We start from the raw sequence: 15,049 nt of genomic DNA, 5'->3' as shown, positions 1-15,049 counted from the left end.
GAGTCTACCACTGATTTCCGGGAAATGTGGGCCTCTATACCGTCCTTGTCGCGAAATTGCAATTCTTCAGTTCCAAATGTCCTTTTGTCTAATTGCGGCGGGCATTTGACCTGCTATGTATGTCCGCGAAACGGGCTGGCCGGGGAGTGGCGAGCCGCACTAGGAATGCGTAGGGAGGAAAACATGTCCGCCAAGATCTATCCGGTGTTGAAGTCTGCCAAGAGCCGGACGCTGCTCGACAATGCCACCTATCTGAAGTGGTACGACGAGAGCATCTCGGACCCGGCGAAGTTCTGGGGCAAACACGGCAAGCGGATCGACTGGTTCAAGCCCTATACCAAGGTCAAGAACACCTCCTTCAACGGCAAGGTCTCGATCAAGTGGTATGAGGACGGGCTCACCAACGTCTCCTACAACTGTATCGACCGCCACCTGAAGACGCATGGCGAAAAGACCGCCATCATCTGGGAAGGCGACAACCCCTATATCGACAAGAAGGTCACCTACAACCAGCTCTACGAGCAGGTTTGCCGGCTGGCCAACGTCTTGAAGAAGCACGGCGTCAAGAAGGGTGACCGCGTCACCATCTATATGCCGATGATCCCGGAAGCATCCTATGCGATGCTCGCCTGCGCCCGCATCGGTGCCATCCATTCGGTTGTCTTCGGCGGCTTCTCGCCGGATGCGCTAGCGGGTCGTATCGTCGACTGTGAATCGACCTTCGTCATCACCTGCGACGAGGGCGTGCGCGGCGGCAAGCCGGTGCCGCTCAAGGAAAACACCGACACGGCGATCGACATTGCCGCCAAGCAGCATGTCATCGTCAACAAGGTTCTCGTCGTGCGCCGCACCGGCGGCAAGACGGCCTGGGCGCCGGGCCGCGACCTCTGGTATCACCAGGAAATCGCGACGGTGAAGCCGCATTGCGAGCCGGCGAAGATGAAGGCGGAAGATCCGCTGTTCATCCTCTACACCTCCGGTTCCACCGGCAAGCCGAAGGGCGTGCTGCACACCACCGGCGGCTACCTCGTCTACGCCTCGATGACGCACGAATACGTCTTCGACTACCGCGACGGCGATATCTACTGGTGCACGGCCGATGTCGGCTGGGTCACCGGTCACTCCTATATCGTCTATGGCCCGCTTGCGAATGCGGCGACGACCGTGATGTTCGAGGGCGTGCCGAATTTCCCGGATGCCGGCCGTTTCTGGGAAGTGATCGACAAGCACAAGGTCAACGTCTTTTACACCGCGCCGACGGCGATCCGTTCGCTGATGGGGGCCGGTGACGATTTCGTCAAGCGTGCGTCGCGCTCCTCGCTGCGCCTGCTCGGTTCGGTCGGCGAGCCGATCAACCCCGAGGCCTGGGAATGGTATTACAACGTCGTCGGCGATCAGAAATCGCCGATCGTCGATACCTGGTGGCAGACGGAGACCGGCGGCATCCTGATCACGCCGCTGCCGGGTGCCACGGACCTGAAGCCCGGTTCGGCAACCCGTCCGTTCTTCGGCGTCCAGCCGCAGCTGGTTGACAACGAAGGCAACGTGCTCGAGGGCGCGGCTGACGGCAACCTGTGCATCGTCGACAGCTGGCCCGGCCAGATGCGCACGATCTACGGCGACCATGCCCGCTTCGGCCAGACCTACTTCGCCACCTACAAGGGAAAGTATTTCACCGGCGACGGCTGCCGTCGCGACGAAGACGGCTACTACTGGATCACCGGCCGCGTCGACGATGTGCTGAACGTCTCCGGTCATCGCCTTGGCACCGCCGAGGTCGAGTCGGCTCTGGTCTCGCATCACCTCGTCTCGGAAGCTGCGGTCGTCGGCTACCCGCATCCGATCAAGGGCCAGGGGATCTATTGCTACGTCTCGCTGATGGCCGGTGAAGTCGGCAACGACGAGCTTCGCCAGGCGCTGGTGAAGCATGTGCGCTCCGAAATCGGTCCGATTGCCACGCCCGACAAGATCCAGTTCGCGCCGGGCCTGCCGAAGACCCGGTCCGGAAAGATCATGCGCCGCATCCTGCGCAAGATCGCCGAAGACGATTTCGGCGCACTCGGCGACACCTCGACGCTTGCCGACCCGGCCGTTGTCGACGACCTGATCGCCAACCGGCAGAACAAGGCCTGATACAAGACACGCCGCCCGCTTTTGGCGGGCGGCGTCAGTCCATTATGCGCTTTTAGTGAGCCGGATTCAGATCGTGGCGGGCATGACGATCCGCACGTCTGAGCCGCTTGGCGATCGGCATGCGCTTTAGAAGTCGATCGCCCTGCCCTTGATTTCCCAGTCGCCGTAGCGTGCCGGATCTTCGCCGCCCCGTCCGCCGATCTCGGGCGGCAGCTCCTTTTTCGCTTCCGCCTGTCGCCGCTCCTCGGCTTCTTTCAAGGCGCGCACCGCCGCGGGCGGCAACGGTCTTTTCGGGCGGTCTGCGGCATTGTCATTGTCGTTCTGCATCTGAACGGTATCCGGATTGAGCATCAATATTGAAGAATGGGGCGTTTGCACCCATCATATAGGGTGACGTTCCCGCCTCGGGAACCCTGATTCACGTGAAACGTTGACGACCCGGAGATCCCTGATGAACCTTGTCCGCACCGCCATGCTGCTTGCAGTCATGACCGCCCTGTTCATGGCGGTGGGCTTCGTCATCGGGGGACGCGGCGGGATGATGATTGCCTTCGTCATGGCCGCAGGCATGAACTTCTTTTCCTACTGGAATTCGGACAAGATGGTGCTGCGCATGTATCGTGCGCAGGAGGTGGATGAGCGCAGCGCACCGGAGTATTACGGCATCGTGCGCGATCTCGCCAGGAACGCCGGCCTGCCGATGCCGCGCGTCTATGTCATCGACAGCCCGCAGCCGAACGCCTTTGCCACCGGGCGCAATCCGGAAAACGCTGCGGTCGCAGCCTCCACCGGACTGCTGCACGCCCTCAACTATGACGAAGTCGCCGGCGTGATGGCGCACGAACTCGCGCATGTCCAGAACCGCGACACGTTGACCATGACGCTGACGGCCACGCTTGCCGGCGCGATCTCGATGCTTGGCAACTTCGCCTTCTTCTTCGGCGGCAACCGCGAGAACAACAATCCGCTGGGCTTCATCGGCACGCTTGTCGCGATGATCGTCGCGCCGATGGCGGCGATGCTGGTACAGATGGCGATCAGCCGGACGCGCGAATACTCGGCCGACCGTCGGGGCGCAGAGATCTGCGGCAAGCCGCTGGCGCTTGCCTCAGCCCTGCAGAAGATCGCGGGCGCCGCGCATCAGATCCACAACGACGACGCTGAGCGCAATCCGGCGACGGCGCATATGTTCATCATCAATCCGCTTTCGGGCGAGCGCATGGACAACCTGTTTTCGACCCATCCGAACACCGAAAACCGGATTGCAGCCCTGCAGCAGATGGCGGGCGAGATGTCTGCGGTCTCGACGCCGCCGGTCAGGGCTGATAATCCCGTGCGCAAATCGCGCTCTGTGCCACCTACCGGTTGGGGTCGCGGTGGTTCCGAACCGCCCAAAGGTCCCTGGTCCTGATGTCTGCAGATAACAAAAACGATTCTCGCCCGAAACGATCGCCGCACAAAGGCGGCGTAAAATCCAGAAAGCCCGCGCCAGCAGAGCGCGGCCCTGAAAAGCCGGGCATGAAGGCGCGCCAGGCCGCAGCCAAGATCCTTGCCGCGGTCGTCGACCGCAAGACGTCGCTCGACGGCATGCTCGATCATGAACACGGCAATCCGGCCTATCGCGAACTCAACGACGCCGACCGCGCCCTTGTCCGCGCAATCCTGAACTCGGCCCTTCGCCACCTGCCGCGCATCCAGGCCGCGATCAATTCGCTGCTGCAGACGCCGCTGCCGGAAGGCGCGCGTGCACTCGATCACGTGCTGGCAGTCGCCGCGGCGCAAATCTTCTACCTTGACGTGCCGGATCACTCGGCAGTCGACATCGCTGTCGAGCAGGCGCAGGCTGATCCGCGCAACCGTCGGTTCGCCAATCTGGTGAATGCCGTCCTGCGCCGGCTTTCCCGCGAGAAAGATGCTCTGCTTGAGGCGACGCGCGATGTGCCGGCCATGCCGGAATGGTTCTACCAGCGCCTTGTCAGCCACTATGGCCGCGAACTGGCCGAGCAGATCGCCGAAGCACAACTGACCCCGGCGGCGATCGACCTTTCGGTGAAGTCCGATGCGGCGACCTGGGCGGAGCGGCTTGGCGGAACCGTCCTGCCGACCGGGTCCGTGCGCCTCGGCGAGTTCTCCGGCTCCATTCCTTCCTTAGCCGGATTCGATGATGGCGTCTGGTGGGTGCAGGACGCGGCTGCGTCGATCCCGGCGCGGCTTTTCGGAAACCTTGCGGGCAAGCGGATCGTCGATCTTTGTGCCGCCCCGGGCGGCAAGACGGCGCAGCTGATTCTCGCCGGCGCAGAGGTGACCGCGCTCGACCAGTCCGGCAGTCGCCTGCGCCGGCTGAAGGGCAATCTGAAGCGGCTGGATCTCGATGCCGAGACGAAGGAAGTCAATATGGCCGACTTCCAGCCGGAGACCCTGTTCGACGCGGCGCTGCTCGACGCGCCCTGCTCGTCCACCGGAACGACCCGCCGCCACCCGGATGTGCTCTGGACCAAGGGACCGGAGGACATCAAGAAGCTTGCCGACCTGCAGGAGCGGCTGCTTCGCCACGCGCTGACGGTGGTTAAGCCGGGCGGCACGGTCGTTTTTTCCAACTGCTCGCTTGACCCGCTCGAGGGCGAAGAGGTCGTTGCCCGCGTGGTTGATGGCGGAGATGCCTTCGAGAGGGTGCCGATTGCGCCCGAAGACTGGCCCGGCCTCGAGAACGCGATCACGCCAAGGGGCGAAATGCGGACCACGCCGGCAATGCTGACGCTCGATCCGCCGTATGCGAGCGGCCTCGATGGCTTCTATGCGGCAGTGATTCGGCGAAAATGACATCCATGGCGGGCCCGAGGCGGGTGTGAGGGGGCCTGAGAGCCCTGCTCTGCCGCGTCATTTGACGCGTTCAAGCGAGGAGCCTATCAAAGATGACATTATTGATAAAAGTTTAACGATCTCTCTGGCACCATGCGGCGGCTCGTCCGAGACCATCGCCCGTTCAGATGTTGAGCGGTCGTGCCAGAAATGAGGAAACCGGCGGCGTTGATTTCCGGCAGGCGAAGGCTCTCATACCTGTATCTGCGTGAAGGCTGGCGGCGGGTGTCGCGCCGGCTGTCGATCGGACGCGTCTCCACGCTGCGCTTCGCTGGCAAAACGCCGAACCGCCTGATTGTCGCCCCCACCGATCTTCGCGCCGTCGACCCCTTCGTTGCCGAAGAAATTCTCTCGGGACGTTTCCCGCTTGCCGGAAGGGTCCTCGACACCGAAGGCGAATCGCCCTTCGAGATCGACCTGCCGTCGCGCGAGTTCGCCGCACGGCTGCATTCCTTCGGCTGGCTGAGACACTTGCGCGCGATCCGCGAGGATGCCGGCTTTGTGCGGTTGCGGCAAATCGTCGATGACTGGATCGTCAGCCACGGTCGCGATCTCGGTGGCATTGCCTGGGATGCGGACATCATCGCCCAGCGCATCATTGCCTGGCTTTCGCATTCGCCTGTGGTTTTGCGCAATGCCGAGCACGGCTTCTACCGTCGGTTCCTGAAGAGCCTGGCGCTGCAGGTGTGCTATCTCAGGCATATCGCCGACACGGTGCGCGACGGCGAGCAGAGGCTGCGAGTGCGGCTGGCGCTTGCCATGGCGTCGGTCTCCATGCCGGCCTCGCCGGGCGCCATTCGCAAGGCGTCGCGCCATCTCGACCACGAACTCGACCGCCAGATCCTGCCGGACGGCAGCCACTGCTCGCGCAGCCCACGTGCCGGGCTTGAGTTGCTGCTCGACCTGCTGCCGCTCCGGCAGACCTATGTCAATCTCGGCCACGACGTGCCGTCGCGGTTGATCCCGTGCATCGACCGCATGTATCCGGCCCTGCGCTTCTTCCGTCACCAGGGGGGCGAGTTGGCGCTGTTTAATGGTGCGACCTCGGTCCTGGCCCATGAACTGGCATCGGTGCTGCGGTATGACGAAACCGCCGGTGAGCCTTTCCGCTCCTTGCCGCACGCCCATTACGAGCGCCTTGCTATCGACAACACGGTCGTCATCGTCGACACCGGCCGGCCGCATTCCGTTGATCTCTCGCGCAGCGCCCATGCCGGCTGCCTGTCGTTCGAGATGTCGTCCGGCAAGGCGCGTTTCGTCGTCAACTCAGGTGCCCCGAAGTTCGCTGGCGACCGTTTCCGGCAGATGGCGCGCATGACGGCGGCGCATTCGACGGTGACGATCAACGACACGTCGTCGACGCGCTTCTCGCAATCGCGGTTCCTCGGGCCGATCATGACGACGGGCGTGTCCAAGGTCGCAGCGGTACGCAAGGACGAGCCGGGAGGGCTGGAATCGGTGACGGCGAGCCACGACGGCTACCTTGCCGCCTTCGGGCTGATCCACGAGCGCGACATCGGGGTACTGAACGGTGGCCGCATGGTGCGCGGCCGGGATCGGCTCAGCCGGGCCGATGGCGGCGATCCCCCGGAAGGCGACACCGCCATTGCTGTCGCCCGGTTCCACATTCATCCCGCGATCACCATCCGCCAGAACAATGCGCGCGAGATTTTCCTGACGGCAGCGGACGGCGAGGCCTGGCTCTTTGCCTGCCAGGATGGGGAGCTTGCGGTCGAGGAGGATATCTTCTTTGCCGATCCCTCGGGTATCCGGGCTTCGTCGCAGTTGACGGTGACCTTCTCGGTCGCGACGCAGCCCGAGATCCAATGGACCTTCTCCCGGGCAAACTGACGCGCTTATTTTAGCGTGGCGCCTCTGCCGAGGTTCCTTCGGCCGACAAGCTATGCTAACGGGCAGCCATCCCAATCGCCGGACCTTCTCCCGGGCCTCCGGCGCCGCCAAAGGAGCATGGTGATGGCTGTCGCCTCCAAGAAAATCCCCGCCCCGAACGAGGTTCCGGTCCGCACCGCCCTCCTCTCCGTGTCCGACAAATCAGGCGTCGTCGAGCTCGCGCGCGCGCTCAACGAAAAAGGCATCCGGCTCGTTTCGACCGGGGGCACGCACAAGGCGCTGTCCGAAGCCGGTCTGCCGGTGAGCGACGTTTCCGAGCTGACGGGTTTCCCTGAAGTCATGGACGGTCGGGTCAAGACGCTGCACCCGGGTGTGCACGGCGGCCTGCTTTCGATCCGCGACGATGCCGATCACGTCGCTGCCATGACCGCGCACGGCATCACCGCGATCGACCTTGCGATCATCAACCTCTATCCCTTCGAGGAAGTGCGGGCTCAGGGCGGCGACTACCCGACGACCGTGGAAAACATCGATATCGGCGGTCCGGCCATGATCCGGGCTTCGGCCAAGAACCACGCTTACGTGACCATCGTCACCGATCCGGCCGACTACCCGCTGCTGCTTGAAGAACTTTCGTCCGGCAAGACGACCTATGCCTTCCGCCAGAAGATGGCGGCCAAGGCCTATGCCCGCACCGCCGCCTACGACGCTGCGATCTCCAACTGGTTTGCCGAGGCGCTGGACACCCCGATGCCGCGCCACCGGGTGATTGGCGGCGTGTTGAAGGAAGAGATGCGCTACGGCGAAAACCCGCACCAGAAGGCGGGCTTCTACCTCACCGGCGAGAACCGGCCGGGCGTTGCCACGGCAGCGCTGCTCCAGGGCAAGCAGCTCTCCTACAACAACATCAACGACACGGACGCCGCCTTCGAGCTGGTCGCCGAGTTCCTGCCGGAGAAGGCGCCCGCCTGCGCCATCATCAAGCATGCCAACCCCTGCGGCGTTGCGACCGCGCCGACGCTTGCCGAGGCCTATCGCCGGGCGCTCGCCTGCGATTCCACCTCGGCCTTCGGCGGCATCATCGCGCTCAACCAGGAGCTCGATGCGGAAACCGCCGAAGAAATCGTCAAGCTCTTCACCGAGGTGATCATCGCGCCTTCGGCGAGCGACGCAGCCAAGGCCGTGATCGCACGCAAGCCGAACCTGCGTCTGCTTTCGACCGGCGGCCTGCCCGACCCACGCATTCCCGGCCTTGCCGCCAAGACCGTCTCGGGCGGTCTCCTGGTGCAGACGCGTGACAACGGCATGGTCGAGGATCTCGAGCTCAAGGTCGTGACCAAGCGCGCGCCGACCGCCCAGGAGCTCGAGGACATGAAGTTCGCCTTCAAGGTCGCCAAGCACGTCAAGTCGAATGCGATCGTCTACGCCAAGGACGGCCAGACGGCCGGAATCGGCGCCGGCCAGATGAGCCGCGTCGATTCCGCCCGTATCGCGGCGATCAAGGCCGAGGAAGCCGCCAAGGCGCTGGGCCTTGCAACGCCGCTCACCAAGGGCTCGGCCGTTGCTTCCGAAGCGTTCCTGCCCTTTGCCGATGGTCTGCTCTCGGCGATCGCCGCCGGTGCCACCGCCGTCATTCAGCCGGGTGGATCGATGCGTGACGAAGAGGTGATTGCGGCTGCGAACGAGCATGGCGTCGCCATGGTCTTCACCGGCATGCGCCACTTCCGCCACTGACATCGTTCGGGGGCGAACGCTTGAGCGTCCGTCCTCGGTGATTGCGCAACCCGATCACACGCCGCCGCGTCCAAAGGACGTGGCGGCTTTTTTGCGTCCGTCATCGGCCGGATAGGGCGTGCGGAGAAGGATCACCAGGCCGACGATCAGGAAGGCGATGAGCGCCATCATGCCGATACGGGCAGATCCCGTGACGAGGGTAATGGTGGCGACCGATGCGGGCGCGAGGAACGACGTCGCGCGGCCGGAAAGGGCATAGAGGCCGAAGTAGCGCCCGGCCTCGTCCAGGCTGACGCTACGGGCAAGATAGGAGCGCGACGAGGCCTGTACCGGGCCGAAGGCGATGCCGACCAACAGGCCGTAGAGAATGTAGGCCTTTTCGGCCGCTGTGCCGAACAGGCCGCCCGAATCTTCCGCCGACAACGGCATCAGCCCGAACAGCGTGAAGCCGGGGCCGGTCGAGACGATGCCGATCGTCGCCAGCGTCAGGCAGACCAGGCTGGCGGTGACGATCACCTTGGATCCGAGCCGTGTGTCGAGCCGGCTGGCATAGAGGCAGCCGCCGATCGCGACGACGTTGAGGATGATCCCGTAGATGCCGAGTTCCAGCGTCCGCCAGCCGAACATGGCCGCGGCGAAGGTGCCGCCGAGAGCCAGAAGGCCGTTGACGCCATCCTGGAAGATCATGCGCGCGATCAGGAACCGCAGAATGCCCGTTCGTTGCCTGAGCTCGCCGAGCGTGCCCTTGAGCTCCCTGAGGCCCGTGACGGTTGCCTTGCCGAGCGACATGGTCGCCTTGGTGGCGTCGGGCGTGAACAGGAACATCGGCAGGATGAAGACGAGGTACCAAAGCGCCGAGATCGGTCCGGTGATGCGTGCATCCTCACCCTTGGCCGGATCGAGACCGAACAACGGGTCGATGCCCGCTGCCGTCTTGCCAGTTTCGGGGCTGCCGGCGAGCAGTGCCACGACAGCAATCAGCACGATCATGCCGCCAAGATAGCCGAGGCCCCAGGCAATGTTGGAGATGCGGCCGACGTCCTTTTCCGGCACGAGGCGCGGCATCATGGAATCGTTGAAGACGATCGAGAACTCGGCTGCGATGCTTGCGAGGATCATGAAGATCGCCGGATAGAGGATCGGCGAGCCGGGGGCCGCGAACCACAGCATAGCCAGCGACAGGATCTTGATGACGGCAAAGAAGGCGATCCAGGGCTTGCGCGGGCCGGTCGCATCCGCGATGGCGCCGAGCACCGGCGAGAGAACCGCGATGATGATTCCCGAGACGGTGAGGGTATAGCCCCACATCGCCTGGCCGAGCGCATGATCCTCCGTCAGCCGGGAAACGAAATACGGGCCGAAGATGAAGGTCGTGATCACCGTGAAGAACGGCTGCGCCGCCCAGTCGAACAGCATCCAGCCGGCAATCCCCGCCCGTGACGTGCGCGGTTGATCTTCAGTCCTCTCGGCCGAAATCTGCAAGGTCCCCTCCCGAAACGACTGCGCCGCGCGTCCCCTCGAACGCGCGGCGCAGCCTAACTTCTATCTGACGAATTCCAAGAGGTTTAGAACGGGATGCGGGCGAAAAAACCGCCCGGATCCGTGTTCTTCAGCTTACTTCGCCCTTCCCCGTGCCAGGTCGTTGAGCAGACCTGCGGCAACGGTGATCTTGGCGAGCGTCGTTTCGCCCTTCTCGGTCAACAGCCGCAGTTGGCCTGTCGCCTGGGCGACGCGGACGCGTTCGCTCTCCTCCCAGGCGGCAACTGGATTGCGTTCCTTCTTCTGCTCGCGCAGCGCTGCCGCGGTGATGTCGCGCCTTGCGGCGGCGATATCCGATACGGCTCGCGAGAGCGCCATCGCCTCGAACTGCTCCGTTGCCGGGACACGGTCGGAAGCGACGAGCAGCCGGTTGATGCGCAGCGTATCGGTGACGGCGAAGTACCCTTGCGCCGTGCGGCTCAGCGTCTCACCGGTTTCAGCGGCGATCTGCATGATCTCGGGCACCAGCGTCATCAGCGCTAGTTCCGAAATCTCTTCGGCAAGCTTGGCCGGTACGCCGCCCTCGACAAAGGATGCAGTCTTCAGTCGCGCCTCTTCAGCGCTTTCGCCCGAAACCGCAGTGCGCATCGTGGCACGCAGCTTCTGCAAGCCGTCGCGCAGCCGCGCTACGGCCTCCGACACGGAGCCGGTTGCCGCGTGGGTGCGCAGCGCCCGCTCGGTGACGAGCGTGAAGATGCGGCCGACTTCCTGGTAGAGGACGTTCTGCAGGCCGCCGCCGATCTTGTTGTCGAGTGCGTCGATCTCGTCATAAATCCGCGGCAGGTCGAAGCCGTCGAGTGCCAGCACCGCCGCCTTGACGACATCGGCCGACAGGTAGCCCGTCGCATCCGTCAGGGTCGAAACGAAGGCCGGACCGCCACGGTTGATGACCTCGTTTGCAAGGATCGTCGCGATGATTTCGCGGCGCAGACGATGGCCGTGAATGTCGCCGGCATAGGTCTTGCGCATCTTGGCCGGGAAGTAACGCTCAAGCGTTGCCGTGAAGTACGGATCGTCGGGCAGTTCGCTCGCAATCAGCTCATCGAAGAGGACGAGCTTGGAGTAGGAGAGCAACACGCCGATTTCCGCGCGGGTGAGCGGCTTGCCCGCCTGATAGCGCTCGGTCATCGTCTGGTCGGTCGGCAGCGTCTCGACCTTGCGGTTGAGATGACCGTCGGCCTCAAGCCGGGTCATGAGCCGGCCAAGGGTCGTGCGGTTGCCGAGCCCCTGCATGGCGGTGAGCGAGATCGCCAGCGACTGCTCGTAGTTGTTGCGCAGCACGAGGTGGCCGACTTCCTCGGTCATCGAGGCGAGCAGCGTGTTGCGCTTCGGCCGCGTCAGGCGGCCGTCGCGCATGGCGGACGCCAGCGCGATCTTGATGTTGACCTCGACGTCTGAGGAGTTGACGCCGGCGGAGTTGTCGATGGCATCCGAATTGCAGCGGCCGCCATTGAGGCCGAAGCCGATACGGCCCTTCTGGGTGACGCCAAGGTTGGCGCCCTCGCCGATCACCCGGGCACGGACCTCTTCGGCCGTCACGCGGATCGCGTCGTTGGCGCGGTCGCCCACTTCGGCGTCCGTTTCGGAACTGCCGCGCACATAGGTGCCGATGCCGCCGAACCAGAGCAGGTCGACCTGGCTCTTCAGGATCGCGTTCATGATCTCGAACGGCGTCGCCTTCTGCTTGTCGAGGCCGATGGCTGCCATCGCCTCGGGCGTCAGCGTCACCGACTTCTCGGCGCGCGAGATGATCATCGCACCCTCAGACAGGGTCTTGCGGTCATAGTCCTGCCAGCTCGAGCGCGGCAGGTCGAACATGCGCTTGCGCTCCGCGAAGGAGACATCGGTATCCGGGTTGGGATCGATGAAGATGTCGCGGTGATCGAAGGCGGCGATCAGGCGGATCTTTTCCGACAGCAGCATGCCGTTGCCGAAGACGTCGCCCGACATGTCGCCGACGCCGGCGACCGTGAACGGTGTCGTCTGGATGTCGATATCCATCTCGCGGAAGTGGCGCTTGGCGGTTTCCCAGGCGCCGCGGGCGGTGATGCCCATCTTCTTGTGGTCGTAGCCGGCCGAACCACCGGACGCAAAGGCGTCGTCGAGCCAGAAGCCCGCTTCCTGTGCCAGGCCATTGGCGGTGTCGGAGAAGGTTGCGGTGCCCTTGTCGGCGGCGACGACGAAGTACGGATCGTCACCGTCATGGCGCAGCGTGTCCGTCGGCGGCACGACATCCTGGCCGACGATGTTGTCGGTGACCGACAGCAGCGTGCGAATGAAGGTCTTGTAGGCCTCGGTGCCTGCCTTGAAGACTTCATCACGGGTGCCGCCCACCGGAAGCAGCTTCGGATAGAAGCCGCCCTTGGCGCCGACGGGCACGATAACCGCGTTCTTGACCTGCTGCGCCTTGACGAGGCCGAGCACTTCCGTGCGGTAGTCCTGGGCGCGGTCCGACCAGCGCAGGCCGCCACGGGCGACCTTGCCGAAGCGCAGGTGCACGCCCTCGACCTCGGTGCCGTAGACGAAGATTTCGCGGAACGGACGCGGTTCCGGCAGGCCGTCGAGCGCCTTCGGATCGAGCTTGAAGGCGAGAACCGCGCGCGGCCTGCCGTCTGCGTCGTGCTGGAAGTAGTTGGTCCTGAGCGTCGCCTCGATGGCGTTGACGTAGCGGCGCAGGATGCGGTCTTCGTCGAGGCTCGGGACGTTCGAAAGCGCATCCTCGATCGCGGCGAGCAGCGCATTGCACTTCTTGGCGCGCGGCTTTTCCTCGAGCTTCGGGTCCATCCGCGTCACGAACAGCTTGAAGATGTCGGCGGCAATCGCCGGGTACTTGTTGAGCGTGTCGGCGATGTAGCCTTGCGAATAGGTAATGCCGGCCTGGCGCAGATAGCGGGCATAGGCGCGCAGCACTGTCACTTCGCGGGCGTTGAGGCCCGCAAGCAGGACCAGCCTGTTGAAGTTGTCGTCCTCGGTCGTGCCGTTCCAGGCGGCCAGGAACGCTTCTTCGAGCGCCGGACCGGATTTTTCGAGGTTCAGCGCAAGGCCATCGCGATGGATCAGCTCCATGTCGTGCAACACGACCTTGCGCTTCTCTTCGCCATGGGCGTTGACGCCGATGTCGTAGGTCTGTTCGCTGATCACCCGGAAGCCGAGGTTTTCAAGCAGGGGCACGCGGCGCGACAGCGACACGGGCTCGCTGGCGTGGAAGATCTTCAGTTCAGCAGTATCCGCCCGCGAGACGGCGCGCGGATAGTGGTAGAACTCGATCCGGATCGGGTCAGGGCCCTTGCAGGCGGCGATATCGGCGAGGTCCGCATAGGCTTCGGCCGGCGTGAAGAACGACTGATAGGCGTTGTCGACATCGAGTTCGATGCCGTCCTTGCGGGCGAGCAGGTCGAACCGGTCGATCCAGCGGGTAACGATGCCGCGGACCGCTTCCTCAAGCTTGGCCTGCGGGATGCGCGGCGTCTTGCCGGCGGAGCGGCCGATGATGAAGTGGACACGGGCGAGGCCGCCTTCGGGGAACGCCGGGTAGTAGGCCGAGACGCGACCGTCATAGACCGTTTTCAGATAGTCGCCGATCTTTTCGCGGACGTCGGAATCGTACTGCTCGCGCGGCACGAAGACGATGACCGAGACGAAGCGGTCGAAATGGTCGATGCGCGGCAGCACGCGGATGCGCGGGCGGTCACCAAGCTCGTTGATCTGTTCGCAGAAGGCGGCGAGCAGGCCGACATCGATCTGGAACAGGTCGTCGCGCGGGTAGGATTCGAGCGTGTTGTCCAGCATCTTGCCGGAATGGCTCTGCGGATCATAACCGAAATGATCGACGATCTTTTCGATCTTGTGGCGAAGAAGCGGGATCTCGGCCGCCTGGCGGGTATAGGCCGACGAGGTGAACAGGCCGACGATGCGCAGTTCACCTGCGACATTGCCATCGGCGTCGAAGCGCTTGACGCCGATATAGTCCATGTAGGCGCGGCGGTGAACGACCGACTTCACGTTGGCCTTGGTAACGATCAGGAATTCAGGGCCCTCGAGGAAGGCGAGGATTTCCGGCGTGGTCAGAACGGCGTCCTTGCCCTGGCGCAGCACGCGCACGTCGGGATTGGAAAGAATGCCGAGGCCCCTGCCCTTGCCGCGCTCGACCGTCGCCTTCCCGCCCTTGCCGGAATAGGTGTATTCGCGCATGCCGAGGAAGGTGAAGTTGTTGTCGCGCAGCCAGCGAAGGAAGGCGAGCGCCTCGTCGCGGTCGCTCTTCTTGCGCGAGGCGTTGTAGGCTTCGAGCTCTGCCATCGCCTGGTCGAGCTGAGCCGTCATCGCCGGCCAGTCGTGCACCGTCTGGTGCACCTGCTCCAGCACGTCGCGAATGCGGTTGCTGAGCTGTTCCGCCTCGACGGGCGCAAGTTTGCTCAGGTGGATCTGGATATGGCTGACGCGGTGCGCCGGGTCGCTCGGCTCTTCCGGATCGAAGAGCTTGGCCGGTTTGCCCGGTTCTTTGACCAGGATCGGGTGGATGGCGAGGTGTATGTCCCGGTGCGTGCTGGTGACTTCGCCCATGACCGAGTCATAGAGGAAGGGCATGTTGTGTTCGGTGACCGTGATGATCGAGACCTCGGCGCCGCCGGGCGCGACACCAGCGACGGTCTCGACAGAGACGCGGGGCTTGCCGCCGTCCCACTGAGCGAGCTCGCGATAGGCATGGGCTGCGGTCAGCGCCAGCATGTCCGCCGAATAGAGATCGAGATCGTCGTTGCTGGCCGCCCCGAAGAGGATCTCCGGCGCCAGCGCCTCGACGCCCAGTTTGATGGCGGCCGCCTTCGCTGCGTCGATGTGTCTGTCCCGCTTCGGATTGTATTTCACGCCCATGAAGTCTCTCCCACTCATGATAGGCCAAACCCTATCAGAACCATGGCTAATGGCGACCGCTTTT

General features: G+C 64.0%; 8 protein-coding genes. 5 read left to right on the top strand and 3 right to left on the bottom strand.

Annotated features, from left to right (window positions below):
* The first annotated feature begins 183 nt into the window (after positions 1–183).
* Positions 184–2,133, top strand: coding sequence for an acetate--CoA ligase (gene acs, locus VGO12_RS25430; protein WP_327515503.1), 1,950 nt, complete (start codon positions 184–186; stop codon positions 2,131–2,133).
* Between the two features lie 126 nt (positions 2,134–2,259).
* Here the strand turns inward: acs and VGO12_RS25425 are convergent, their stop codons facing one another.
* The gene (locus VGO12_RS25425) at positions 2,260–2,460 is read right to left on the bottom strand and encodes a DUF1674 domain-containing protein (RefSeq protein ID WP_327515502.1); all 201 of its coding nucleotides are present in this window, start codon (positions 2,458–2,460) and stop codon (positions 2,260–2,262) included.
* Positions 2,461–2,584: 124 nt separating this feature from the next.
* Between VGO12_RS25425 and htpX the strand changes: the two genes are divergently transcribed.
* The 4 genes from htpX to purH all read left to right on the top strand — a co-directional run bounded on the left by htpX (position 2,585) and on the right by purH (position 8,577).
* Positions 2,585–3,544: a zinc metalloprotease HtpX gene (htpX, locus tag VGO12_RS25420; RefSeq protein ID WP_327515501.1), complete on the top strand. Its 960-nt coding sequence runs from the start codon at positions 2,585–2,587 to the stop codon at positions 3,542–3,544.
* Entirely contained in the window at positions 3,544–4,953 is a 1,410-nt protein-coding gene (locus VGO12_RS25415) for an RsmB/NOP family class I SAM-dependent RNA methyltransferase (protein ID WP_327515500.1), read from the top strand. Before htpX ends, VGO12_RS25415 begins: the two co-directional genes overlap by 1 nt.
* A 189-nt stretch (positions 4,954–5,142) precedes the next feature.
* On the top strand, positions 5,143–6,843 hold the full coding sequence (locus tag VGO12_RS25410; RefSeq protein ID WP_327515499.1) for a heparinase II/III family protein: 1,701 nt from the start codon (positions 5,143–5,145) through the stop codon (positions 6,841–6,843).
* Positions 6,844–6,966: 123 nt separating this feature from the next.
* On the top strand, positions 6,967–8,577 hold the full coding sequence (gene purH, locus VGO12_RS25405) for a bifunctional phosphoribosylaminoimidazolecarboxamide formyltransferase/IMP cyclohydrolase (protein ID WP_327515498.1): 1,611 nt from the start codon (positions 6,967–6,969) through the stop codon (positions 8,575–8,577).
* Positions 8,578–8,631: 54 nt separating this feature from the next.
* On the opposite strand, the gene VGO12_RS25400 is transcribed toward purH, so the two are convergent.
* Both VGO12_RS25400 and VGO12_RS25395 read right to left on the bottom strand, forming a co-directional pair.
* Positions 8,632–10,059 carry an MFS transporter gene (locus tag VGO12_RS25400; protein WP_327515497.1) on the bottom strand — a complete coding sequence of 476 codons (1,428 nt, stop codon included), beginning with the start codon at positions 10,057–10,059 and terminating at the stop codon, positions 8,632–8,634.
* A 132-nt stretch (positions 10,060–10,191) separates the two neighbouring features.
* Entirely contained in the window at positions 10,192–14,985 is a 4,794-nt protein-coding gene (locus tag VGO12_RS25395; protein WP_327515496.1) for an NAD-glutamate dehydrogenase, read from the bottom strand.
* Between the last annotated feature and the right edge of the window lie 64 nt (positions 14,986–15,049).

It is taken from the genome of Ensifer sp., from assembly GCF_035999135.1.
Classification (GTDB): Bacteria; Pseudomonadota; Alphaproteobacteria; order Rhizobiales; family Rhizobiaceae; genus Ensifer.
This window is presented reverse-complemented; position numbering and strand designations above follow the sequence as displayed.